The organism is Butyrivibrio sp. INlla16 (assembly GCF_900104155.1).
Classification (GTDB): Bacteria; Bacillota; Clostridia; order Lachnospirales; family Lachnospiraceae; genus Butyrivibrio.
On the sequence record NZ_FMYB01000004.1, the window covers coordinates 73,439 to 99,113 of the forward strand.

Genomic DNA, 25,675 nt, shown 5'->3' on the forward strand with positions numbered 1-25,675 from the left:
AATATATTACGTCATGTCTTGTCCCCAAAATGGATAAGTTCTACAACTGCTACATCATATAGATGAGCTTCAATATAAACATCCACAAATAATTCTGGCGTCAAAACATCCCACACAGCATCGCAATCTACATTTTTGATAATTGCCTCTGTCCTAGACGCTTCTGTATCCACCATATCCGTTTCATCAACGCTATAATACTCACCATCAACAACCGTCTCTATGTCATAAGAAAAGTCTTTAAGAACAGAATTATTATCTAGGCATTTCATTTTTCCATTTTTATATATGCTAGATACAATCTCTCTAATGCATGCCTTTTTCAAGTCTGACGGTGAAGAAAAATAGAATTGTTTTGCTTTCGCAGATAGAAACGCTTCAACAGCCTCTTTTCTGCTCTCGGCCCTTATCTTATACATATTTGAATCGCGATCTCCGGCATACTCGTATGATTCTTCACCTGCAAAGCCGTTAAGATATGCATACCAGCATACAGCATATACTTTTCTTGAGTCATTATTATCATGATAATTCCTCATAGCCTCTTTAAATATATGCTCCACAGAATTGGTCTTGTGACTATCCATTAAATAACCTCTCATGCTGACAGGGACATTATTTCATCAATAATCTTCAATTCTTCAGCTTCTTTTGCAGAAAAATATGTATCTCTCTTTTTCTCTCGTATGTTTAAAAGGTCATCCTTAGTCAAACCAGTACGTTCAACTACAAAGCTCTCTATCATTTCATTAAGATGGTCAGTCTGCTCCCTGTCATCAACCAAATCCTGATACTTTCCTGAGCGCCAGCAGTAGATCTGATGATACATTAAAGTCGCATGCGGACTCATATATCGCTTATGCCCAGATAAAAATATGATAAATGCAGCACTCATAGCATATCCTGTACAATATGTATGGACCGGTGTCTTTGAGCCCATGATGGTGTCTACCAAAAGCCACATATCATAGACGCTGCCGCCAAAGGAATTGAAATATACCTTTATAGGTTTTCTCTTAAAATCCTTTTCCTTATCATCTTTTTCATCATCTTCATGGTTTATCATGGAGATATCATAGGCAATATCAGCGCAATTTCTTGCATTTATCTCACCAAATAGATAGAAGATTCTATCATCCCTTGATGAAAAAATAGCTCTTTTAGCCACCTTATCATCTGTGTTATCACCATCCCAATCACAATAGTCTAACCCTTTATTTGTCTGCATTCTTTTCCCTTTCTGAATCAAGTTCACTAATATTCATCACTGTTACCTTTTTTATTATGTACTTGGGCAACCAAAACTTAAGCACTCCAGGAAATCCCTTTCTTGCCGGATTTATTGTTTTCAATTCCATTTTTTCAATTATCTTATCCATAACATTGCCTCCATTAATTACAGTTTTTCAGCAACCCTGCGCATTTCCTCACGCCATTCCTCAACTTTTCTACCGCCTGTAAACCATTCACAATCATATTCTGGATCTAATATTCTGAGCCATTCAGTATTTACGGCCTTGATTAGCTCCTTTGAACCATGTTCCTTTATGTACATCATGCATTCCCTTACCCAAATTATTGCTGCTTCCTTGATCAAAAATGGGGTTCGTACTATTATTTCTTCTTTTTCCTTTTCAATAACCTCAACCTCCATTAAAGATTTCTTTTTCCAATTTCTCACTTCAGTACATATATAGGCGTCATCTATCTGGCTAATCAAATGGCACTCCAAATCTTCTTCACATTTATCTACGGTGCATTTCACGGTCAAAACATACAGAATAGTATGATCAGTATTGTAAAAAATATCAGTTCCTTCCATATTTGATTTCTCCTTGTGAATACATAGTACAGAACAAGCAAGACACAATCCGTCCAGTCAATAAAAAAGACGTGACATTTTCATCACGCCCTTTAGCATCATTTTTTTTATATGTATTCTGGAATGTGATAAAGCCACTCCGACGCTGTATCTTCTATATAATCATCTTCTTCCATATAGTCTTTACCATCAAACAAATAAGTATTATCCAGCTTTCCTAATGAATCCAATAATGATGTACAAAGCGCTGTAGCGTCATCTTCCGGATAACGCCACAATATATGCCCCGCATGTCTTAAAAAATACTTTGCTAATACTGGATCTTTTCCTATCCCATCGCCATAATAAAAGCATTTTCCAAGCCTCAATGCATTATCCGCCTCGTAATATCTTTCCATTCCGCCGGTAGTAAATGCTCTACGATAGAAATATATCGCCCATTTTTTATTCTGTTCTACAAATATTCCATCATAATACATATTTCCTAACCTGTACCATGCAAGAGTTTTTTGACTACCATAGATTACGGTATTTACATAAGCCGAATACATGTCTTCACAAGATATGTTCTTTCCCTCATCGCTTGGGCGAGCGTTTTCTACTACATCTATAGCATCCATAATCTCATCATCGATCATTCTAAGCACCTCATACGAAGAAGGACCTGGATCCGCTTTATAACACCCAAGTGCTATTGATAACAAGTAATAATCTCTGGCTTTGTCATTTTTCCTCTCACATCCAATTCCTTCAAAATAGCACTTTCCCAAGTATTTTATACTGCCCACATGACCAACCTTTTCAAGTTCTTTAAACATTTCAAAAGCTTTTGTTCTCTGCCCTGAGACATCAGAATCAAAACGTTTAACTGCTCGTAGAAAGTAGTCATCATACGTACTCTTTAGCTTCACAAGCCTCACCTCATTACTTTTTATTTACTGCAAAATCATAGTATTTATCCATTATCTCTATAAGATCAGGCTTAAGTCTTTTCTTCCCTTCAAGAAGCACTTCCTCTGGTATACCATAGAACGCCTCTGCCATTCCTCCAGCAATACATGCTAAGGTATCTGTATCTCCACCTAGAGACACAGCGTTTCTTATACAATCCTCGTAATCAGCTGATTCCAAAAATGAGATTATCGCTTCAGGTACGCTTCCTTGGCAGGTTGCATTGAATTCATAATCCGGTCTAATATCATTACAGCTTCGTGATAGGTCATATCGGAATTCTTTTTCAATATAATCTCTGATTTCCTGCTTGGTAGCATTATTGCGAGCCATCCATATTACAGAAACCGTAGCCTCTGCTCCTTTAATACCCTCTGGATGATTATGTGTAACCAATGCAGACCACTTTGCTACATCTCTAGTCCTTTCCATAGAGTCAAACATCCATCCTACTGGAGAAACACGCATAGCTGAGCCATTACCGAAACTACCATATGGTTGTGGATTCTTACTTAAAAGCCATCTGTAGAATAATCCTCCATAGCCGGCATCAATGTACTCAAGGCCCCATTTCTGCATTGATTCAACAAATGCTTTTTCATAAATGGTCTCATCTGATTCTTTTCCGCATTTCAATAATGCTTCAGCAATTGCTACGGTCATAACAGTATCATCTGTAAAACTAGCGTACTTGCTAAATAGTTCAAAGTTCTTATTTCGTTCCCAATGTGCAAATTCATATGGAGATCCAATGATATCTCCTAATATTGCTCCGTACATAATTGCCTCCCAAATTATCACTCTCCGTCATGCCTACAAATATCGTAGTATTCGCAAGTAAGACAGCACTGCTTACAGCCTCTTTTATTTGATAATAGACAGTTGTTAATCCAAAACAGTAATCGTTTCATATCTCTTTCCTTTTCCTTTCAATCCACGCTTACAGTATCAGCCCCCCAACTGTTTATACACATATAATAAAAAACGAGGTGGACATAACTAGTCCGCCCCGCAAAAGAATCAAAAACTTATAATAAATCTGCCATATTATCAAGCATTTCAATTATATCTTCCTCTTCCTCAGTTATCTCCGGAGCATCCCACTCCATAACAAAAGCAGCATAAGAAGCAAATGCATGGAACATCTTTGGATCCTGGACAATAACATCCAAAAACGCTTTTGCTCGGTTGGCAGCTTTCTTGTTCATTTCTTTCATATCTTCCTGTGAAATCCCATACTTAACATGGGCATCTTCGATTATTTCTCTAAAAAGATAATTTGCCAGAGCCTTAGGCCATACCTTTGTAATATCGGGCTCTTTAGCTGCCACCATTTTCAATAACACGAGATCAGAATTATCGTTATTTTTCATCTCTAAACCTCCAGGTATTATGATAATTCCATGCTATCATTTTAAAGTTGCGTTTAGTGCAACTTTTGAAAAATTATTGTATTTTTTATGCGACCATTGTCTCCTGCCTTCTATGGCTAAGTTCAAAGAGTTCAAATGCCAGTTCTTCTGCAGCTTTGAAGTCTTTTATCTTCTGGCCTCTAACCTGCCATAATCTGTATTTATCACAGTATATCCCCCAGCTATCATATCTTCCCTTCACAAGAGTAATGTATGTTCCCTTATATTTCTTGCTGTATGAGTCCTTTAACGGATTATACTTCCAGGGCTTTTTAAGAAAATTCTTCTTCCGAAGAAGTTTGTTTTTCAATGCATTCTCCGCTTTTCTTGGGTTCTCATAATCCCCAGACATCCTCTCTGCGCATACACAACCTACTCTCAGTTCCCTGAAATAATTATCATGCTTCATGATATGAACATATCGGATTCTCTCATTTCCGCACATTTCACACTGCTCATATTCAATTTCATCGCTGGATGAAGTTTCATCCCCAACATCTATTACTCCCTCACATTTCCAGCCTTTGTGCGGTACTCCCTTTACATCCCATAAGTTCATCACCATCTCCCCCTCTCTATCATGATGCAAGTATGTTGCTGAGCTTGTCTGTAATATCCTCAATCGCAACCCCCACTGCAACCGCGCCAAAAGTCACAAGGAATGCCGCAAAAGAGAATGCAACTCCCATAAACACTGCATCCCACATTTTCATACTAATGTACATCACGATTATTCCCAGCATCAGCAAGTAAAACAGACCAAGAATCAAACAGCCGATTTTGGACAGAACACCTACCCAACTCTTGATAAAGCACATGATCAAAAATACCGGAAACAATGCAATTTTCACTAAAAGCTTTAAGATAAACATAATCAACCCTCCATCAATTCTTGATTTTCAGTTACACCGAAGCCATATTTCATGCCATGATTGACCTCCGCTGTTATCTGAGCAACGTGTGTTGTGGACACGTTATACAGCATTGTCAGCATATATGCCCTTGGATTCTTTGGCACTTCGGTAAGGCTTTTCCAGCTTGCCACAACGTCCTCGAGAAGCATATTATCAAGCTTCATAAGCCTCCCCTTTACCGAGTTGGTTTCCCTTTCTTCACTTCCAACCCATATCTTTGGGCGGTTTGAAGTGAGAACGTCAACCAAAAGGTCCTCTATGCCCCTTATTATCCCTTCATCGTCAGGGAATCTCTCACACAGTACATCAGTCCCAATATCCTCTCTGACATAAGCTCTTGTTGCCTTTTCTTCATCCTCTGATTCCATCCCATCCATCTGCGAAGCCATACTGTTACTGGGATAGATACGGATAAGATTATTATTATAATTATTTTTATTAATATTATTTTTATTACGTCCCAATTCCTGGTACTCTGGAGAACCAAGACCAGTGACTTCCAAGTCCCGATTCTGACCTCGGCGGTTCAATTCCTGGTATTCAGAAACATCCTCTTTTTTGCTTGAATCACAAATTGTGAACTTCTGGGCTTTTTCCAATTTTTGGTTTTCAGACTCATTTGCATCCACGTTATGTTCTGCTTCAACTATTCTCATGACATAAATACGTGATGGCTTTCCCTGTCCCATCTTCACACGCTCTATCAAACCAATCCCTTTTTCAGAATCCAGTTCGTCAAAAAGCTTATATACTGTATTCTTACTTAAGCCCGTTGCCTCATGAACATCTTCCCAATCGTAGAAAACATAGGTTTTTCCTTCCTTATCAACCATATTGTTGATCGCAGAAAGCTTCATTCTGTCCAATAGCAGCGCATACAAATATCTTGCATTGACCGATACCTTGTTAAGCACAGGATCACTGTGAAAACATTTGGGAAGTGCCATGTAGCTATTTGATATCGGTTCCCTCCCGTTAAAATACTCGAATTTCATTTTATTCTTTCTCCCCCTTCCCTATTCCAGAGATGCAATTTTTGCACCTCTGGAACAACTTTCATCATCCTTGTAAATAAAGTTCTTCACGTAGTACAGATTTGGTTTTCCCTGACCTCTTATACAGATATCAATAATTCCGATATCTTCCAATTGCTTCAGTGCTGTGCTGATTGTTCTTGTTGAAAGTCCTATATCTTTATGCATCTGTTCAAGCGGATATACCACGTAAAGCCTACCTTCTTCATCCCGCCAGCCATTTCTATTTGCCAGCCTTATCCTTTGTAGCAGGATTCCATATACAACCTTTGCTTCTATAGACAGTGGTTCAAACGCATCGTCAATAAACATAAGCAGTGGAATTTCTACCATTGCATACTGGAATGCCTGTCGTCCGTAATGATAATCAAGTTTCATCTGCCATTTCCTCCTGTTCTTCCTTCCACTTTGCAAGAAGCTCAAGGATAACCTTTTCACGCTCCCTTGAAGGCATATGGGAAGGGAAATACTTATTTAATTTTCTTTCTGACAATGAGACCTTTCCGTTTGTTTTAGGCTCAGGCAACGCACTGTTCAAAACCTGTATAACTGGGTACTGTTGCATATTTTCAAGATTCTTCTGCGCCTTAAGTGCTTCTATCTGTTCTGGTCTGAGAATGCCATTTTCTTTTCGGTATTCATAAATCCATTGCTGGACTTCCTTATCAAAGAAAGAAATATCATAGCCCATTCCTATTGAAATAACTTTTTCATCAACCATCTGCATAAGTTCAGGAATCAGATCTGTGAGCTTTACATATTTTCTGACCTGCCTATCTCTAAGACCAAATTCTTCACCAACAGCATCACCAGTCAACTTTCGGCACTCAGTACCAGAAGTATCTTCGAGGTCAGTTCTTCTTCCCTGTCGCTTAACAACATCCATCTTCATTTTCAGTGAGTATGCTCTCTCACTAGGCAAAATCTCTTCTCTTTGTACATTGGAATCAACCATAACTATTACCGATTCATCATCTGTCATTTCCTTTACAATTGCCGGCACAACCTCAAGCCCCGCTAATTTAGCGGCATGCATCCTTCTGTGACCTGAAACCATTTCATAACCGCCCTGGTTGTCTGGTCTTACAAGAACCGGAGACAAAATACCATTAGTCTTGATGCTCTCTACAAGTTCCGCCATCTTATCATCATCAACCACCTTAAAAGGGTGATCTTTAAATGGATGTATCTTATCAATCCTTATTTCTTCTGTACCATCTTTAATTGAAGGAGCTCCAAGAAGCTCATCTACTGATTCAAAATGTATCTTTTCTCTTTTAGCAGCCATATCTGATTACCCCCTTCATGAATTATCTGCGACAAAATCTGTAAGTTCACTGTAGGCACTTGCCACCTTGCCTTTTGGATCATATTCATATATGCTTTTACTCATAGCAGATGTTTCACTTGCTCTGATTGATAGCGGAATCTCTGTAGGAAGGACTCGAAGGCTTTTGCCATATACTTCATTAACCTCTGCAATAATTTCCTTAGCATAGTTGGTTCTCTTATCAACCATAGTTAATAGAATTCCTTCAATCTCAAGCTTTGAATTAAGTCTGCGCTTTACTGTATAGATGGTCTTAAGCAGTGCCTGAAGACCCTTTACAGGAAGAAATGCTGCGGCACAGGGTATGAGGCAAGTGTCAGCGCAAGCAAGTGCATTTACGGTCATAACACCCAGAGATGGCATGCAATCAATGATGATGTATGAATACTGGTCCTTTATCTTTTCCACATAATCCCTAAGTACCAGTTCTCTACTCATTACGTTTACAAGTGATACCTCTGCAGCGGATAATCCGATATTTGAAGGAAGAAGATCTACGTTCTCGCTGTGGTGCATGATAGCGAAACATTCCGGAATATCTTCCTCATTAACAATCTTCTCGATAACATCAACGATAGTGAGTTCAAGGCTGTCCGGATCCTTATATCCCATGCAGATAGAAAGACTCCCTTGTGGATCGTTATCAATTAAAAGTACCTTATGCCCCTTGTTAGCAAGTCCTATTCCAAGATTCATTGCAGTTGTGGTTTTAGCTACCCCACCTTTCTGATTAGCGATTGCGATTACTTTGCACATACTTTTTTCCTCCCATCTTTTCCATTTTTTCTTAAGTAGTCCTCAAAGATTGCCCTGTTTATGAGAACCTTTTTATGAAGTTTGTAAAAGGCACCGGACCTGTCTGCCACACGAGTAACTGCCCTGTAGCTCATCTTGTAGTAATCAATGGCCATGTTGTAAGTGATAAAACTTCTCTGGGCAAACAGAATATCTTCATCATCAATCTGATCAGAGAACATCCATATTGTTCCGAACATATTCAGCCCTCTCTTTCTTCCAAAACTTTTTTCTCCCGATTACCATTTGTTTGATACATTCCTGCAGGCTGGTGGAATCTCTCAAGATACTCATCAAAGATGTCTCTGTTGATCAGAACGGTTCCTTCTCTCCTGTAAATCGCTCCTGCCTGGTCTGCCATCTCAAGGATTTTCTTATGCTCAAGGCTGTAAACAATTTCTGCATCCCTATATCTGAGCCACTTTTTCCTCAAGGTACGCATCACTACTTTTTCCTGGACTATAACTTCCCGGTTAAATGGACTGTTTTTCTCATTCTCATTTTCAAGTTCGCCAACGTAATCACGGTTATCATCAAAATACGGTCTGTCTTCTTTTTTCTTTTCATGTATGATGTCCTCCTTATTTTTATGTGCTGAAGAACCATCCATGAATTAGCCAACAAAAAAGAGCTACTTCTTAGAATTTTGTTTTCTAAAAAGTAACTCTTATAACCTTTTGTAAAGTTATCGAAAAAAAGTTTTCTGTTTTTAACGGTGCGCCTCTGAGCGCATCTACAAACCTCTAAATTCATCTCCCGTTTGTCAGGAGTTTGTCAAAACATATCTTTGCGTCTCTAAAACCCGCATAAATACTGGTTTTACTGCTTCATGGACTTAAGTGTCGGGAAGAGCAAAACTTCTCTTATGTTAGCACTGTTCGTGAGAAGCATACACAATCTGTCGATACCATAACCGATACCACCGGTGGGCGGCATACCGATCTCAAGTGCGTTAAGGAAGTCCTCATCTGTGTGCTCTGCTTCTTCGTCGCCTGCTGCCGCATTGGCATCCTGAGCTGCGAAGCGCTCTCTCTGGTCGATAGGATCGTTAAGCTCTGAGTATGCGTTGCACATCTCCCATGTGTTGATGAAGAGCTCGAAACGCTCAACCTTCTCAGGATCACTAGGCTTCTTCTTTGTAAGAGGTGAAATTGCGATAGGATGATCCATGATAAATGTAGGCTGGATCAGCTTCTCCTCGCAGAACTCCTCGAAGAAGAGGTTGATGATGTCGCCCTTGGTGTGGCGATCCTCAAACTCAACGTGGTGCTCCTTAGCGATAGCCTTAGCTTCCTCATCTGTCTTAACAGCATCGAAGTCAACGCCTGCATACTTCTTGATGGCGTCGTTCATTGTAAGACGCTCGAAAGGCTTGCCAAGATCGATGATGTTGTCACCGTAAGGAATCTGAGTTGTGCCGCAAACCTTCTCAGCGAGGTAGCGGAACATGCTCTCTGTGAGCTCCATCATTCCTTCATAATCTGTATATGCCTGGTACAGCTCCATAAGTGTGAACTCAGGATTGTGTCTTGTATCTGTACCTTCGTTTCTGAAAACTCGTCCAATCTCGAATACTCTCTCAAGACCACCAACGATAAGTCTCTTTAAGTAGAGCTCAAGTGAGATACGAAGCTTTCTCTCCTCATCAAGTGCATTGTAATGTGTGAGGAAAGGTCTTGCTGCAGCACCTCCTGCGTTCTCAACAAGCATGGGTGTCTCAACTTCCATGAAGTCTCTTGCTGCAAGGAAGTTACGGATCTCCTGGATGATCTGAGATCTCTTGATGAAAGTATCCCTAACCTCTTCGTTCATGATGAGGTCAACATAACGCTGTCTGTAACGAATCTCTGTATCCGTAAGTCCGTGGAACTTCTCCGGAAGAGGCTGAAGTGACTTGGATAAAAGTGTCAGTTCCTTTACATGAACAGAAATCTCACCTGTCTTTGTTCTGAACGCAAATCCCTTAACGCCGATGATATCACCGATATCCATCTTCTTGAATGCAGCGTAGCTCTCTTCTCCAAGATCATTTCTTGAAACATAAAGCTGCATGCGTCCTGACTTATCCTGAAGGTTAGCAAAAGATGCCTTACCCATTACACGCTTGCTCATCATACGACCTGCAAGAGATACAACCTTCTCTGCAGGAATCTCTGAAAGCTCAGGAGTGATCTGCTTGCCCTCTGCGTCTGTCTCGGGAACAACCTCTAATGTCTCAAAGTTATCTCTGATCTCCTGTGCGTGATGTGTCTGATCATACTTTACAATCTGAAAAGGATCCTTGCCCTCTGCCTGAAGGTTTGCAAGCTTCTCACGTCGAACCTTCTTGAGCTGGTTAATGTCTTCTGTCTTCTGCTGATTCTTTTGCTGATTCTGATTCTCTGCCACTTTTTCTCCTCTTTCCTATAAAAAAGTAATGGGGGTAAAAAAATCACCCCCGCTCTTAAGTATCTGTTATTTCTTATTTACGAACGATCTCAAGAACCTTGTACTTGAAGTCACCCATCTGTGTCTCAACGGTAACTTCCTCGCCAACCTTAGCTCCGATAAGAGCCTTACCTACAGGTGATTCGTTACTGATCTTGCCCTTAAGGCTGTTAGCCTCTGATGAACCAACGATGCTGTACTGCACCTCTTCACCTGCCTCGATGTCAAGAAGCTTTACCTTGGCACCAACGCTGACCTTACCGAGATCAACATCCTCATCAACTACAACTTCTGCATTCTTGAGGATCTTCTCAAGCTCCTCGATACGAGCCTCGATGTCACGCTGCTCATCCTTGGCTGCATCGTACTCAGCGTTCTCTGAAAGATCTCCCTGCTCACGAGCTTCCTTGATTCTCTCAGCAACCTCTGCTCTCTTTACAACCTTGAGATCATGGAGCTCATCCTCGTAAGCCTTGAGTCCTTCATAGGTTAATAAGTTCTTCTTTTCTTCCATTTTATATATCCTTTCTATAAAAATAGAATTTTGCACGCATGTCCTGCACTGCAAATAAATTGTGTCAATGTTATATGTGTTTACAATCCATAGAATTATATATGAATAATGGTATAAAGTCAAAATTTTATTATTTTCTTATTGCTCTATGTATTATAACTCAATCCTTTATTCCGAAAACCACGGCGCAAGCGGCTTTGAGAGAATCCATGTCCTCCATGGTATTTATGAGTGCCCTGAATTTTGCAGAACCCGGAAGTCCGGTGGTATACCAGGATACATGCTTTCTCATCTCTCTTATTCCGATGTACTCACCTTTGTACTTGAGCTGAAGATCCGCATGCCTTATTACCATCTCATACATCTGCTGCATTGTTGGGCGTTCCGATATCTCTCCTTTTTCCAGATAAGCTATCACCTCTCTGAAAATCCAGGGATTCCCCTCGGCAGCTCTTGCTATCATAACGCCGTCGCAGCCGGTTTCCTGCATAAGGGCCTTCGCACTGGCGCCGTCTTTGACATCTCCGTTTCCTATTACAGGAATTCTGACTGCCTCCTTGACCTTTCTGATTATGGACCAGTCGGCTTCCCCGCTGTAATACTGCTCCCTGGTTCTGCCGTGAACTGCTATCGCCGCGGCGCCACCCTGTTCTGCTGCCTGTGCGCACTCCACAGCATTTACACTTGATTCATTGAAGCCCTTCCTTATTTTCACAGTGACCGGTCTGTCTGTCTCAGCTACCATCGCTCTCACGATTTTTTCTATAAGCTCAGGATTTTTCATAAGGGCTGAACCCTCTCCGTTTCCCACGACCTTGGGCACCGGACAACCCATGTTCACATCCAGGATGTCATAGGGCTTATCTGCTATCATCCTGGTAGCCTCAGCCATAACCTCCGGTTCACTTCCGAAAAGCTGCAGCGATACAGGCCTCTCCTCCGGATGAATCTCCATCATGTTATTGGTGTTGCGGTTGCGGTAGGTAATCGCCTTGGCGCTCACCATCTCCATACACACAAGTCCCGCTCCGTTTTCATGGCAGAGCAGACGAAATGGCAGGTCGGATACACCTGCCATAGGTCCGAGTATTATATTATTTTTCAGCTCCACATCTCCTATTCTCAAGGGATGCAGATAATCGTTATATCTTATTCCTTCACTATTAAAACCACTCGAAGGCCTGTACATTTCTTATTTCCTTCCAATCACTGCGGAATTTCTACTATTAACAATTGACCACAGTTTACTCTTCTTCACTTAATATATCACTCATGTCTTCATGCAGAATCATCGCTCTGTAGTACATCTGCAGTGCCTCGAAAAGATCCTGCCTCTGTCTTCTGACCTCGCCGATAAGGAGTCCCGCACTTACCTCATCATAAGTGATATCCTCCTCACTTCTCGTGGTCTCCATGGTGATCATTCCGTCATCCTCGAATTCTATTGTGAAAATTCCACCGGCTTCCTGTGTAAACAAGACGCTTATGATGTGGAGTTCCTTCTGGATGCTCTCGGGGATCTTTTTGAAAAGCGGATTAAAATAATACTTCATCTCGTAAGCATTTGCACCGCAAAGGATGATCCTTCCTCCCGCGGATACGCTTCCAAGTGATCCGTCCTCGGTCACAACCTGGATGTCGGAAACCTCTTCACCTGTTTCGGCATTTGTAATTTTTCCTGTTTCCTTATTTATGATAAGGCGTCTGCCCTTTGCTTTATCGGCATTTAAAGTATCGGAATGAAGTTTCTCCTCATCACCGGGGCGTGCCTCGTCGTTGTATATGTTTCTTGTTTCTTTTTTGTTATCCATATTTCCCTCATCCGTCTGCTTTGCAGACACCTTCCACCTGTGGGGAGAAGGCTATTCTTATTCTCCGCCCTCAAACTCCTCGAGTTTCGGCTTTACTCTCTTATTCTTTTCATAGATGATGCGAAGTCCCTGGATCAGAAGGTTCGGATCATAAATGTCGATCTCGTCACATTCCTCGGAAATAAGTCGTCCAAGTCCACCTGTTGCGACAACCTTGACGTTTTCCAGTTTTGACTCGCGCTTCATCTCATTAATAATATACTTGGCCTGTCCTATCTGTCCGTAAACAAGTCCTGCCTGCATGGAACTGATAGTCTCCTGCGCAAGGATGCTGTCAGGCTTCTTGATCTCAATCTCGGGAAGCTTAGCTGTATCCTGCCAAAGCGCCTTGGCCGAAATTCTTATTCCGGGACTGACTACACCTGCTATAAAATCGCCATTTTCCGTTATCAGCACGTAAGTGGTGGCTGTTCCGAAATCCACAACAATTGCAGGTCCGCCATACATCTCATACGCAGCAACCGCGCCTACCACCAGATCGGGTCCTATCTCTGCCGGATTTTTTGTAAGTATTTTAATGCCTGTCTTGATTCCGGGACCTACGATGTAAGGCTGTTTTCCCAGATATTTGATCATGGCATTCACCAGCGCATGCATCACATTAGGAACTACGCTGGAAACAATTACTCCGCTGATCTCTTCTTTATTAATTCCGTTGTTTCGAAGCATCGCTATGATGTTGTTACCGTACTCATCCGAAGTATGCGCCGTCTGGGACATCATTCGAAAAGATCCAACGATTTTCTTTCCTTTTAAAACACCGAATGCAATATTTGTATTTCCTACATCAACCGCTAAAAGCATCTGCACCTCCTCAGCACCAGCTGCCAATACTTTATACTTCTATAGTTTCTTGCACAGTGGAATTTATACATATCCATAAAGGCCACGAACACTGACTTCGCCGGCATTTATTGTTTCTCTTCTTCCATCTGCCAGACTTATCAAAAGAGAGCCGTCATCGGTAATTCCTTCTGCCACAGCTTCATACTCACCCTTTGGATCAAGTATCTTTACTTCCTTGCCAATATTTATAAGCCGTTTTTCGTAGTTATCCTTAAGCGCCGAGAGATTCTGACTTTCCACATACTTCTCATAGTTGCTCTCAAAGCACTTCATGCAGCAGGCAACAAGCTCCGCTCTGTCCGTCTCTTTTCCTGTCTCTGAAAAAATCGAGCCGGCGGTATCCCTTATCTCCTCCGGGAAAAGCTCTATTGGCTGATTAACATTTATACCCACACCTATTACAACAAAGTAGTCCTTCTGGTCCGGCATCTGATGAAGCTCCGTAAGGATACCGCAGATCTTCCTCTTATTAAGTACGATATCATTGGGCCACTTTATAAAGGAGCGTTTCGCATCCTCGCTAATTCCGCCATCTCGGATAAGCTTATCAACCGCTTCCGAAATTGAAAGCGCCATCACCAGTGTAAGTCCTGCCGCCTTATCCATCGGAATCCCAGGTCTTATCATAAGGCTCATGAAAATGTTGTAGCCCTCGGGACTGACCCAGCTTCTGCCGCGGCTCCCTCGCCCGGCATCCTGTCTGTCTGCCACCGCAAGGAATCCAGACTCTCGTCCTTCCATCCCTGCAGCCTTGGCCACATTATTTGTGGAATCAATCACAGGGAAAAATTCGACATCCCTTGCTATCCACTCTGTATTTAAGGAACCACAAATTCGTTCCAAATTCATATATTAACTCTCGATTCTGCCTGTTATATTGTAGCGTACATTACCGCCTTGATTGTGTGCATGCGGTTCTCGGCTTCCTCAAAAACTATGGACTGTGAGGATTCGAAAACTTCATCCGTTACTTCCATCTCATCAAGGCCGAAGCGCTCCTTAATCTTTTTGCCGATGCCTGTACCAAGATCATGGAAAGCAGGAAGACAATGCATGAATACTGCCTGCTCGCCCGCATTTTTCATAATGGCACTTGTAACAGCATAGTCCTTAAGATCGTTTATTCTCTCTTCCCAGATTTCATCAGGCTCACCCATTGATACCCAGACATCTGTGGCGATGACGCCAGCACCCTTGGTTGCCTCCATAGGATCCTCAATCTGCTCTATAACCGCGCCGGTCTTAGCTGCAATCTCTTTACAGGTCTTAACAAGTTCTTCATTCTGCCAGTATTTCTTAGGCGCACAGGTTGTAAAGCGCATACCCATCTTTGCACATGCAACCATGAGAGAATTGCCTGTGTTATATCTCGCATCTCCGAGGTATACCATGTGAATTCCTTTGAGTTTTCCGAAATGTTCGCGGATCGTCAAAAGATCTGCCAGCATCTGAGTCGGATGGAATTCATTTGTAAGTCCGTTCCAAACCGGTACCTTGGAATACTTTGCAAGTTCTTCTACGATTGTCTGCTCGAAGCCGCGATACTCTATTCCATCATACATACTCGCAAGAACACGCGCTGTATCAGCGATGCTTTCCTTCTTGCCGATCTGTGAGCCTGTGGGATCAAGGTAGGTCGTTCCCATACCAAGGTCATGAGCTGCAACCTCAAAAGAACATCTGGTACGTGTGCTGGTCTTCTCAAAGATAAGAGCAACGTTTTTTCCACGATATTCATCATGGAGCTCGCCGTTTTTCTTCTTGCGCTTAAGGTCAGCTGCAAGATCGAGAAGATACTCTATCTCTTCGGGTTCAAAGTCAAGTAACTTTAGAAAATCTCTTCCGTGTAAATTCACTGCCATGGTATGTACTCCTCCTGCTATATATTTTCTTTTCCTTTTTCATAGGAAAAGCCCAACTGCAGAATCAATCTACAATCAGGCTTTATTTTATCATAAAAACATATTATTGAGTACTGATTACCAGAATACGTGAGCTCCGATAATCTGTCCGTCGTGTCCGCCCGCACGTCTGAAGTGAAGTGCAGTACCACAGGTAGTCTCACCTGCAAGTGCCGCCTGCGCAGCCTGTACACAGCTGTCAGGAATATTTCCTGCGTAAACTCTGTCTACAGTTCCGTTAAGAGCCGGTGTAAACTGACCGGAAGCATATATAACTCCGGAAATTGTGCTAGCATATGCGTTGCTCTTTACACGGTTCATAACAACTGCGCCTACAGCAACCTTACCCTCATAAGATTGGTTCCCCGCTTCACAGTATATAAGCGCTGCCAGAAGTCTTGCTTCATCTGCCCCCGCAGAAACAGCACCGGTATTCTGTGTAAGCTTCGCCTTCGCTTTCTTGGCCTCCTCTTCGGCCTTCCGCTTGGCTTCCTCTTCTTCCCTCTTCTGAATAGCGGCCATGGTCTCACCTTCGTCGATTCTGAAATCAGTATCAACATATTCGGCCTGCACATAGCCTGTCTCATCGTTGTAGTCAACGGCAATCCAACCATTGCCAAGATCTTCTACCATATCCACAAAACTGTTATTTGTAATAACACCAAGTACTTCGGCATTTTCATCTGCCTCTGCGCGGATACGAAGTGCATCGCAGTTACTTGTTACAAGCTGTACCCCAACTTCCTCTGCAAGTTCCTCTGCTTCTTCGTCAAATAGAAGATATTCGTCATTAGCCCAGCCAACAAGATCTCCTGACTGAAGCTTAGTCCATCCATCCTTTTGCTCGATAATCTTACCGCCGCAATCCTTATAAAGAACTCCGACCTTCTCAGAACCATCATCAGGTGAAATGCGAATGTTCATTACCTGATTAACATTTGCCATAACAAGTTTAGAGGAATCCTCTTCTTCCTGTTCCTCTTCCTCTTCGTCCTCAGCATCTTCTGCCGCTTTATCATTTATATCCTCAGCGACATCATGAGCTTTAGCTCTCTCCTCATCGGAAACCTCAGCTACTTCAGTAGGATTGAGTAAGTTACCAACACCCACATCGTTGCTGTTCAGTATATTTGTAGTCCTTGCCTGTACGGTCTTGCAGTTGGAAGTTCCCAGCATGATGATCATCATTGTGACAGCCAGGATTCCACGCATTAACGCGCCTGCTTTTTTCATGTTATTTTTGCTTCCTTTTTAAAATTATTACAAATTGTTAAAACAAAATACTCCACGATTGTAACAAATGAGTGTTATTTTGTCAAATTTTTACACAAATTGTCTAAAAAAAGACTCCCCTAATAATCGGGGAGTCTATGCGGATTCTTCATGTTAATAAATATTTCATATTTTATCGAGCACTTAATTATCCGAATTTCGTATTCAATTTACAATTCTTTGCTGCGCTCAGTAGCTGCCTGGACTGCGTTCATGACAATTCCGCGAAAGCCCATTTCTTCCATAACTTTCACTGCCTCTATGGTTGTACCGGCAGGTGAACACACCATGTCCTTGAGCTCACCCGGATGCTTTCCAGTCTCCAGTACCATCTTCGCACTTCCAAGTACAGCCTGTGCAGCAAATTCATAGGCTTGCTTCCTCGGCATACCTCCAAGTACAGCTGCATCGGCCATTGCCTCAATGAAGAGGAAAACATATGCAGGAGATGAGCCGCTTACACCGGTCACAACATCCATAAGGTTCTCTGTTACTACGTTTGCGGTACCGCAGCTTCTCAAAAGGTCCAAAGCAAGGTTTAAATCGCTCTCGCTGCACAAATTGTTGGGACATACTGCGGCGCATCCCTCGCCTACAAGCGCGGGAGTGTTGGGCATAACTCTTATTGTCTTAACGGGCTTTTCGAATTCCTTTGCAATCCATTCAAGACTTTTGCCCGCAGCTATACTGATAATAAGCTTGTTTTCATCGATCTCATCCATGATGTCCGCAATGGCAACCTTTAAAAACTGCGGCTTAACGGCAAGGAGGATTACATCCGCTTCTCTTGCGACATCAGCATTGTTGTCCTTAGTCTGTATTCCGAATTTTCTGGCAGCACTGTCCCTTGCAGCCTCCATGGGATCTGATCCGATTATATCCTGAGGATCGAATATTCCCTTAGAGATTATTCCACCCATGAGTGCCTTTGCCATGTTTCCAAGTCCGATAAAACCTAATACCATAACTGCTCCTCCTAGTTCTTTTCTGTAAAATAGTTCTTATATTATTTTGTAAAAATCCTACTGTCTTCTCTGCCTTGCCGCTTCGAAAGTCAGAATCGCTGCGGAGGTTGCCGCATTCATCGATTCCACCTTACCCAGCATGGGGATCAGAACATACTCCGATGCCGCATCTGCAGCTTCCTTTGTCAGTCCGTTACCTTCATTTCCTATCAAAAAAGCGGACGCTTCCTTGTAGCTTATCTCATCATAGTTCTTTGTACCCTTTAAATGAGCCGCATAACTTGTAACGTTGTACTTTTCCCTAAGTTCCTTCACTATCTCGGGAACAGAATCCACATATATAAAGGGTACTCTCAGGATGGCACCCATCGTGGATCTGACAACCTTCGGATTATAGACATCCGCCATATCACTGCTCATTATTATTCCGGTAACTCCTGCTCCCTCACCGGTCCTGAACATGTTGCCAAGGTTCCCGGGATCCTGTATGTTCTCCAGAATAAGAAGTAGCGGTGTCTCTCCCATGAGATCCTTAATCTCCCATCTTTTTTCCTTAACAACCGCGAGCACACCCTGAGGAGTCTGCGTGTCAGCCATCTTCCTCATGACATCATCCGAAACCTCTTCAAAGCTCACTCCGTCATCCTGCTGAATATTCCTGATGAGCGTCTTATCGTCAGGCGAAAGATTTTCCAGAAAATGCTTAGTTACGTATACCTCTCTCATAGCTTCAAGCGGAACTTCCCTGAGCATTCGGATTCCTTCTATTAAGAATACGCCGTCTTTGCGACGCGCTTTTGATTTTTTGCTGTATTCTGCTATCTGTTTAACGCGGGTGTTGTTTGTACTTGTAAACATGGGACCTCATCCGGCGCTTCGCGCCACCTTCTCCAGAGGAGAAGGCACTAATATTTTTGCCACCTTCCATTCAGGGGAAGGCACTGGTTTTTAATAAAAAGCCTTCCCGGGTTGGGAAGGCTTTTATTTCTTCAAAGCCTGTATGGCTTTAAGTTTCTATTATAATATCTTACTGATCTCGAACTGATACTCAGGAATGGACTTCTTCATTGCAAGAGCCTCGTCGATATCGTAATCAACGAACTGTCCGTTTCTGTACGCAACTACGCGGTTTGTCTTACCTGCTGTAAGAATGTCTGCTGCGTAGCATCCCATCATGGAAGCATATACACGGTCTTTACAGGTCGGGCTACCACCACGCTGCATGTAACCGAGGATAGAAGCTCTGGTCTCAAGACCTGTAGCAGCCTCGATACGACGTGCCATTGATGCTGAGTGTCCGATACCCTCTGCATTGATGATGATGTGGTGTGTCTTACCCTTCTTACGGTTATCAATGATGTTATCAATGATTCTCTGCTCATTGTAATCGTATTTCTCAGGAAGTAGGATGTCATCAGCGCCGTTAGCGATTGCGCACCAAAGTGCGATATAACCTGCATGACGTCCCATAACCTCAACGATACTTACTCGCTCGTGAGATGAGGATGTATCTCTGATCTTGTCGATAGCATCCATTGCTGTGTTAATAGCTGTATCAAAACCGATAGTATAATCGGTACATGCAATATCAAGGTCGATTGTGCCGGGAAGTCCGATTGTGTTGATTCCCTGAGCTGAAAGCTTCTGTGCACCTCTGTAGGATCCGTCACCACCGATTACAACCATTCCGTCGATGCCATGCTTTCTGCAGATCTCAGCACCTTTCTTCTGGCCTTCCTCAGTTGTGAACTCCATACATCTTGCAGTTCCAAGGATTGTACCGCCTCGCTGAATGATATCAGCTACGCTTCTACGATCCATATCAAAAATTTCTTCATTAAGAAGTCCCATGTAGCCCTTCTTAACACCCTTAACCTTAAGTCCGTTTGCAAGAGCCTTACGAACAACCGCACGAATAGCGGCATTCATTCCGGGCGCATCACCACCGCTTGTAAGAACTCCGATAGTTTTAATTTCTTTTGCCATATCAGGTTGTACCTCGTTATTGATAAATCTTTGTCACTTTTACGATTTATATATTAGCGCAATTTTCGGCAATCTGCAATTGCGTTCCCCCATAAATTTAGCAATTTTTCATAATTTTTTGTTAGGGGGTCTGCCGCCGGGGTGTGGTTGAGAAATGGATGTTTACGGCTACGGACCTTCCCTTAAAAATATTATGATATCCTTACACAACTCTTATGTTATCGGATCCGAACTGTGAGGTGAGGATGGCGAGGGTGTCCTCGTCTGCCTTTACTTTGAGCGAAGCAGATAGTTTCTTTATCTGTTTGGTGTCTTTCAGGTAGACTGCTACCTGGTCTTTGGCGCCGGGACCTTTGACAGTGGAAAGGAGGGTGTCTTCGAGGAGTTTCGCTTTGGTCTCGTAATCCTCCTTATTGGCAAACTGAATCCAGAGGGTGCGGGGCACTTCGTCGAAGAGCTGGATTTTGGATGCTATGAGTTTTGCATTCTTTTCTTCTTCAGCGCTGACGCGTCCCTGGATGAATACCTTGGCGTCTTCATTTAGCCTTCCCTGGTTGCCCTCGTAGGTCTTGGGGAAAACGATTACTTCTATACTTCCCACGAGATCCTCTATTGTAAGAAAGGCCATAAGCTGATCTGTCTTGGTGTACTTCGTGGTCTTTGCTGAAATGATTCCTCCGATGGTTACGGTGGAGTTGTCTCTTACAACGTTTTCGCCTGTCTCCTCATCAAAATAGAAATCCGTCGTCTTTGCAGTGATATGCTTTTTCCAAAATCCCTCGTATTCCTCAAGCGGGTGTCCGGAGACATAGACATCAAGGACTTCCTTCTCAAATTCGAGAAGCATATCTTTGGGGTATTCACCTATATCCGGCAGTTTTATCTCAAACTGTTCCTTCACCTCCTGAGGTGCGAGGTCGAAGAGCGACATCTGTCCTGCGAAGGTGTTCTTGCTCTTGTTGTGAAGCTGATCAAGAAGCGGTCCGAAGACACACATCATCTGTTTTCTTGTTCCGCCAAGGCTATCAAGTGCACCGGCCTTGATGAAGTTTTCGACAGCTCTCTTGTTTATATCTCCGTAAGGCTCCATCCTTGTAAGGAAGTCGTTAATGCTTTTGAATTTTCCTCCGGCTTCTCTCTCCCTGACAACAGACTCGATAACAGGACGGCCCACTCCCTTTATGGAGGTAAGCGCATATCTTATTGCCTTTCCGCGAAGTCTGGGATCCTTATTCTCATCATCATCCGATGTTTTGGCAACCGAGAATCCCGAATAGCCTTCGTTTATATCAGGCGGCAGAACCTCAATCCCCATACTTCTGCAGGCCATAATATAATAGGAAACCTTAGCCTGAACATCTATAACAGAAGTCATAAGCGCAGCCATAAACTCTACCGGATAGTAGTATTTCAGCCATGCTGTCTCAAGCGCAACCACTGCGTAGCAGGCGGCATGGGATTTATTGAACGCATACTTTGCAAAATCCATCATTGAATCATAGATTTCATTTGCAACATCCTCTCCGATTCCCTTGGATACACAGCCGGGAACATTTTCTTCCGCATTGCCGTGGACAAAGTTTTCCCTTTCAACCTCCATGACGTGCTGCTTCTTTTTACTCATGGCACGGCGTACAAGATCAGCTCGTCCGAGCGTATAACCACCAAGCTGCTGAACTATCTGCATAACCTGCTCCTGATACACAATACATCCGTAGGTCGGAGACAAAATAGGCTCAAGGAGCGGTGTCGAATACGTGATATTCTGGACGTCCGTTTTTCCGGCTATATACTTAGGTATAAAGTCCATCGGTCCCGGACGGTAAAGAGAAATACCCGCAATAATATCCTCGAAGGAATGTGGTTTAAGTTCCTTCATGAACGATGTCATTCCTGCACTTTCAAGCTGGAAAACGCCTTCGGTTTTTCCAAGTCCGAGTGCTCCGAGTGCATTCTGATCATCATAATCGATTTTCTCTATATCAATAAAATCAGGATCGCCCTCTTTTGCTCCTATCGATTCATTAGCAAAAGCGACCGCATCCTTTATTACGGTGAGGGTCCTAAGACCCAAAAAGTCCATCTTCAGAAGTCCCAGTTCCTCACTCGTAGGCGCATCAAACTGGGTTGTTATATTTCCTTCCGCAGATCTTGAAAGAGGAATGAGATCCTCTGCGGGGCTCTGACAGATTACAACTCCGGCGGCGTGAATGGAAGTATGCCTCGGCAATCCCTCCAGTTTCATACACATATCAATCAGGTGATGTACCTGTGAATCCGTTTCATACATATTTTTAAGCTCGGGATTTATTGAAAGAGCCTTCTTCAAATCCATCGCTTCATTTGGAATGGTCGGGATCATCTTAGCAAGGTTATCGCCAAAGCTGTAGGGAAGATCCAGCACTCTGGCAACATCCCTTATTACACCCTTGGCCTGAAGCGTTCCGAAAGTAATTATCTGTATGACTCTGTCTGCGCCATATTTTCTTGTGACGTAGTCAATAACCTCCTGCCTGCGCTCATACTCGAAATCCACGTCTATATCGGGCATGGATACACGTTCCGGATTAAGGAAACGCTCAAACAGCAGATCATACTTAATAGGATCAATGTTTGTAATATGGATACAGTAAGAAACTACAGATCCCGCCGCCGAACCTCTTCCGGGGCCTACCGCTATCCCACTCTCTCTGCAAAAGTTGATGTAATCCCATACTATAAGGAAGTAATCGACATATCCCATCTTCTGGATTACAGAAAGCTCATAGTCAAGCTGTTTCTTGATGGTTCCGTCATCGTCCGGATATCTCTCTTTTAATCCGTCATCGCAGAGCTTATTTAAATATGTCCAGGAATTATATCCTTCAGGCACATCAAAATGCGGGAGTTTTGTCACGCCGAACTCAATCTCCACGTTACATCTGTCCGCAATCTTCTGGGTATTCTCAATTGCTTCCTGTGCATATGGGAAAAGAAAACGCATTTCGTCTTCGCTTTTCACATAGTACTGTCCGCCCTCGTAGCGCATACGGTCCTCATCCGTGACCTTCTTACCGGTCTGGATGCACAGCAGAAGATCATGAGCCTCAGCGTCCTCCGCGTTGGTATAGTGGCAGTCGTTTGTCACAACCATGGGAATATCAAGTTCTTTGGACAGGGTTAAAATAGCGGAATTCACTGTGTGCTGCTCCGGAATTCCGTGATCCTGCATCTCCAGGAAGAAATTGCCATGCCCGAATATCTCGTCGTACCTAAGAGCTGCTGCCCTTGCTTCCTCGAGGTCACCTCTTGTTATAGCCTTCGGCACCTCACCTGCCAGACATGCGGAAAGGCAGATTATTCCCTCGTGAAACTCTCTTAAAAGTTCAAGATCAACTCTCGGCTTATAGTAATATCCTTCAGTAAAGCCTCGGCTTACGATGTGGGAAAGATTCTCATATCCCTTATTATTCTCTGCAAGAAGAACCAGATGATAGTATCTGTTCTCATTAACTCCCATCTCTTTCTCAAAACGGGAGCCGGGTGCAACATATACCTCGCATCCGATTATTGGCTTGATTCCCTCTTGCTTAGCCAGCTTATAAAATTCTATAACGCCATACATGACTCCGTGATCCGTTATGGCTCCCGCAGTCATTCCGAGCTCTTTTATTCTTTTTACATAATCGGCAACCTTGTTGGATCCATCCAACAGAGAATAGCCTGTATGTACGTGTAAGTGTGCAAATGACATGTATATTACCTCATCCGGCACTTCGTGCCACCTTCTCCTTAGGAGAAGGCTTATTTACGCAATCCCTACCTGCATATAAAAATACTTTGCGTAGATTCCATCCTTTTCAAGGAGCTGTCTGTGGTTGCCCCTCTCCTGAATACCTTCGGAATCCAGAACGATAATCTCGTCTGCATTTCTAATAGTAGAAAGTCTGTGGGCAATTGTGATTGTGGTTCTGCCCGCTGCGAGTCTGTCGAGACTCTCCTGTATATAGCGCTCGGATTCATTGTCCAGAGCACTGGTAGCTTCATCAAGGATCAGTATCGGAGGATTCTTAAGAAATACTCTTGCAATAGCAATTCGCTGTTTCTGTCCTCCGGAAAGTCTTGCTCCGCGCTCGCCAACCATAGTGTCATATCCGTTGGGAAGAGCGGATATGAACTCATCAAGGTCAGCCTTTTTCGCTGCATCCATTATATCATCAAGGCTGGCTCCCTCCCGCCCGTAGGCGATGTTCTCACGAATGGTTCCGTTAAAAAGATACACCTCTTGCTGTACGATACCAATGACACCTCTTAAAGATTTTTGCGTAAGACTTCTTACATCCTTGCCATCAATTTTCACAGCACCCTTGGTAACATCGTAGAATCTCGGAAGCAGGCTGCAAAGCGTGGATTTTCCTCCGCCGGAGGGACCGACTATGGCAACCTTTTTTCCCGCATCAATATGAAGATTTATGTGGTCAAGAACTCTCTCCTCGTCATCATCGTAAGCAAAGGATACATCCTCATAATCCACATCTCCCTTGCAGTCTGTCAGCACTTCCGCATCGGGAGCATCCTCTATCTCCGGAATCACATCCATTACATCGCGGAATCTCTGGAATCCCGCAGCGCCCTTCTGAAGCTGCTCAGTGAACTCGATAAGTATCATGACCGGTCCTATGAACACATTTATGTACAGCGCATAAACTGCCAGATCCTCTACAGATAAAGTACCCTTTGCAATGAAGAGTCCGCCGAAAACAATTACCGCGATATACATAAGTCCTTCAAAGAAATTGTTTCCTGCAAAGAACATTGCCATCGTCTTATAATTTGCCTTTTTTGATTCAAGAAAGGCCTCATTACTCTTTTCAAACTTCGCTTTCTCTATATCTTCTCCGGTGAAGGATTTCACCACGCGAATTCCGCCGAGAGTGTCCTGGAGAGAAGAATTTATGCCGGCAATCTTTTTCCTGTTATCAAAAAAAGTCCTTCGCATAATTCCGTTCTGCACATATGAAAAAATCGCCATACACGCTACGATTGCAACCAGGATCAGCGTCATCGGAACGTTCATTGTCATAAGAATAATAAACGATCCCAAGAGCTTCACTGTAGAAATGAAGATATTTTCAGGCCCATGGTGGGCAAGCTCCGATATATCAAAAAGGTCGGACACAAGCTTACTCATCATCTCGCCGGTGTTGTTCTTATCATAGTAGGAAAAGGAGAATCTCTCGAACTGCTCGAAGAGATCACTTCTCATCCCCGATTCCATACGGGCTCCCATCATGTGTCCCTGATAAGTTACATAGTGCTTACACAGAAATCTCACGATGTACATGATAAGCAGTACTACAGCCAGCTTTATCACTCCTGCAACTATCTTTTCAGGAGCCTCAAGAAAAAGCGTCTGCCGAAGAACCCTCAGTAGCTGCGGAAAGACAAGATCAATCAGCGACAGAATCGATGCCGCCACTAAATCCAGCAAAAATACTCCGATATATGGTTTGTAATATGGGATAAATTTTTTCAGTATGTCCATATATGTCTCCTATCGAAAAACATCACCTATTCAATATACCATATAAAACACCCTCTATGCTGATTATCTCAGAATAGAGGGTGCCGTAAATATACTTATGTAATTAAAACA

At 43.0% G+C, this 25,675-nt stretch carries 28 protein-coding genes; all 28 read right to left on the minus strand.

Features of this window, described 5'->3' with window-relative positions:
* Positions 1–11 precede the first annotated feature (11 nt).
* Positions 12–587 carry a hypothetical protein gene (locus BLR42_RS03170; protein ID WP_091866602.1) on the minus strand — a complete coding sequence of 192 codons (576 nt, stop codon included), beginning with the start codon at positions 585–587 and terminating at the stop codon, positions 12–14.
* 11 nt (positions 588–598) lie between these two features.
* Positions 599–1,228: a ClpP family protease gene (locus tag BLR42_RS03175; RefSeq protein ID WP_091866604.1), complete on the minus strand. Its 630-nt coding sequence runs from the start codon at positions 1,226–1,228 to the stop codon at positions 599–601.
* Entirely contained in the window at positions 1,215–1,379 is a 165-nt protein-coding gene (locus BLR42_RS22610) for a hypothetical protein (RefSeq protein WP_170832623.1), read from the minus strand. The genes BLR42_RS03175 and BLR42_RS22610 overlap by 14 nt, the downstream gene beginning before the upstream one ends.
* 17 nt (positions 1,380–1,396) lie before the next feature.
* Positions 1,397–1,822 (minus strand): hypothetical protein, encoded by a 426-nt coding sequence (locus BLR42_RS03180; protein ID WP_091866606.1) that lies wholly within the window; start codon positions 1,820–1,822, stop codon positions 1,397–1,399.
* A 107-nt stretch (positions 1,823–1,929) separates the two neighbouring features.
* The gene (locus tag BLR42_RS03185; protein WP_091866608.1) at positions 1,930–2,733 is read right to left on the minus strand and encodes a tetratricopeptide repeat protein; all 804 of its coding nucleotides are present in this window, start codon (positions 2,731–2,733) and stop codon (positions 1,930–1,932) included.
* Between the two features lie 13 nt (positions 2,734–2,746).
* Positions 2,747–3,553 carry an ADP-ribosylglycohydrolase family protein gene (locus BLR42_RS03190; protein ID WP_091866609.1) on the minus strand — a complete coding sequence of 269 codons (807 nt, stop codon included), beginning with the start codon at positions 3,551–3,553 and terminating at the stop codon, positions 2,747–2,749.
* A gap of 248 nt (positions 3,554–3,801) precedes the next feature.
* Positions 3,802–4,146, minus strand: coding sequence for a hypothetical protein (locus BLR42_RS03195; protein WP_091866611.1), 345 nt, complete (start codon positions 4,144–4,146; stop codon positions 3,802–3,804).
* An 85-nt stretch (positions 4,147–4,231) separates the two neighbouring features.
* Positions 4,232–4,744: a hypothetical protein gene (locus BLR42_RS03200; RefSeq protein ID WP_091866613.1), complete on the minus strand. Its 513-nt coding sequence runs from the start codon at positions 4,742–4,744 to the stop codon at positions 4,232–4,234.
* Positions 4,745–4,763: 19 nt separating this feature from the next.
* A complete protein-coding gene (locus BLR42_RS03205; protein WP_091866616.1) occupies positions 4,764–5,057 on the minus strand; it encodes a hypothetical protein in 294 nt (97 codons plus the stop codon).
* 2 nt (positions 5,058–5,059) lie between these two features.
* Positions 5,060–6,094: a replication initiator protein A gene (locus tag BLR42_RS03210; RefSeq protein ID WP_091866618.1), complete on the minus strand. Its 1,035-nt coding sequence runs from the start codon at positions 6,092–6,094 to the stop codon at positions 5,060–5,062.
* A 21-nt stretch (positions 6,095–6,115) separates the two neighbouring features.
* Positions 6,116–6,511 carry a replication initiator protein A gene (locus BLR42_RS03215; protein WP_022766303.1) on the minus strand — a complete coding sequence of 132 codons (396 nt, stop codon included), beginning with the start codon at positions 6,509–6,511 and terminating at the stop codon, positions 6,116–6,118.
* Complete coding sequence (locus BLR42_RS03220; RefSeq protein WP_091866620.1) at positions 6,501–7,421, minus strand: ParB/RepB/Spo0J family partition protein; 921 nt, start codon at positions 7,419–7,421, stop codon at positions 6,501–6,503. The genes BLR42_RS03215 and BLR42_RS03220 overlap by 11 nt, the downstream gene beginning before the upstream one ends.
* 15 nt (positions 7,422–7,436) lie before the next feature.
* Complete coding sequence (locus tag BLR42_RS03225; protein ID WP_026495857.1) at positions 7,437–8,219, minus strand: ParA family protein; 783 nt, start codon at positions 8,217–8,219, stop codon at positions 7,437–7,439.
* On the minus strand, positions 8,207–8,458 hold the full coding sequence (locus BLR42_RS03230) for a DUF6462 family protein (protein WP_022762244.1): 252 nt from the start codon (positions 8,456–8,458) through the stop codon (positions 8,207–8,209). The genes BLR42_RS03225 and BLR42_RS03230 overlap by 13 nt, the downstream gene beginning before the upstream one ends.
* Before the next feature lie 2 nt (positions 8,459–8,460).
* Positions 8,461–8,868, minus strand: coding sequence for a DUF6462 family protein (locus tag BLR42_RS23890; RefSeq protein WP_330387262.1), 408 nt, complete (start codon positions 8,866–8,868; stop codon positions 8,461–8,463).
* Between the two features lie 209 nt (positions 8,869–9,077).
* Positions 9,078–10,646 carry a lysine--tRNA ligase gene (lysS, locus tag BLR42_RS03240; protein WP_091866622.1) on the minus strand — a complete coding sequence of 523 codons (1,569 nt, stop codon included), beginning with the start codon at positions 10,644–10,646 and terminating at the stop codon, positions 9,078–9,080.
* 73 nt (positions 10,647–10,719) lie between these two features.
* A complete protein-coding gene (gene greA, locus BLR42_RS03245) occupies positions 10,720–11,199 on the minus strand; it encodes a transcription elongation factor GreA (protein ID WP_026499091.1) in 480 nt (159 codons plus the stop codon).
* Between the two features lie 160 nt (positions 11,200–11,359).
* The gene (dusB, locus tag BLR42_RS03250) at positions 11,360–12,388 is read right to left on the minus strand and encodes a tRNA dihydrouridine synthase DusB (RefSeq protein ID WP_091820272.1); all 1,029 of its coding nucleotides are present in this window, start codon (positions 12,386–12,388) and stop codon (positions 11,360–11,362) included.
* Positions 12,389–12,443: 55 nt separating this feature from the next.
* Positions 12,444–13,010 (minus strand): DUF6145 family protein, encoded by a 567-nt coding sequence (locus BLR42_RS23465; protein WP_242879166.1) that lies wholly within the window; start codon positions 13,008–13,010, stop codon positions 12,444–12,446.
* Positions 13,011–13,067: 57 nt separating this feature from the next.
* Positions 13,068–13,874: a type III pantothenate kinase gene (locus BLR42_RS03260; RefSeq protein ID WP_022762250.1), complete on the minus strand. Its 807-nt coding sequence runs from the start codon at positions 13,872–13,874 to the stop codon at positions 13,068–13,070.
* 63 nt (positions 13,875–13,937) lie between these two features.
* Complete coding sequence (locus BLR42_RS03265) at positions 13,938–14,765, minus strand: biotin--[acetyl-CoA-carboxylase] ligase (RefSeq protein WP_091866623.1); 828 nt, start codon at positions 14,763–14,765, stop codon at positions 13,938–13,940.
* Positions 14,766–14,788: 23 nt separating this feature from the next.
* Complete coding sequence (argF, locus tag BLR42_RS03270) at positions 14,789–15,772, minus strand: ornithine carbamoyltransferase (protein WP_091866714.1); 984 nt, start codon at positions 15,770–15,772, stop codon at positions 14,789–14,791.
* A gap of 123 nt (positions 15,773–15,895) precedes the next feature.
* Positions 15,896–17,050: a cell wall hydrolase gene (locus tag BLR42_RS03275; RefSeq protein WP_242879167.1), complete on the minus strand. Its 1,155-nt coding sequence runs from the start codon at positions 17,048–17,050 to the stop codon at positions 15,896–15,898.
* Between the two features lie 209 nt (positions 17,051–17,259).
* The gene (proC, locus tag BLR42_RS03280; protein WP_091866625.1) at positions 17,260–18,054 is read right to left on the minus strand and encodes a pyrroline-5-carboxylate reductase; all 795 of its coding nucleotides are present in this window, start codon (positions 18,052–18,054) and stop codon (positions 17,260–17,262) included.
* Between the two features lie 57 nt (positions 18,055–18,111).
* Positions 18,112–18,912, minus strand: coding sequence for a TrmH family RNA methyltransferase (locus tag BLR42_RS03285; RefSeq protein WP_091866627.1), 801 nt, complete (start codon positions 18,910–18,912; stop codon positions 18,112–18,114).
* A gap of 159 nt (positions 18,913–19,071) precedes the next feature.
* Positions 19,072–20,040 (minus strand): 6-phosphofructokinase, encoded by a 969-nt coding sequence (pfkA, locus tag BLR42_RS03290; RefSeq protein ID WP_022762256.1) that lies wholly within the window; start codon positions 20,038–20,040, stop codon positions 19,072–19,074.
* A gap of 202 nt (positions 20,041–20,242) precedes the next feature.
* Positions 20,243–23,773 (minus strand): DNA polymerase III subunit alpha, encoded by a 3,531-nt coding sequence (locus BLR42_RS03295; protein WP_091866629.1) that lies wholly within the window; start codon positions 23,771–23,773, stop codon positions 20,243–20,245.
* 54 nt (positions 23,774–23,827) lie between these two features.
* Positions 23,828–25,564, minus strand: a complete 1,737-nt coding sequence (locus BLR42_RS03300; RefSeq protein WP_091866631.1) for an ABC transporter ATP-binding protein — start codon at positions 25,562–25,564, stop codon at positions 23,828–23,830.
* Positions 25,565–25,675 lie beyond the last annotated feature (111 nt).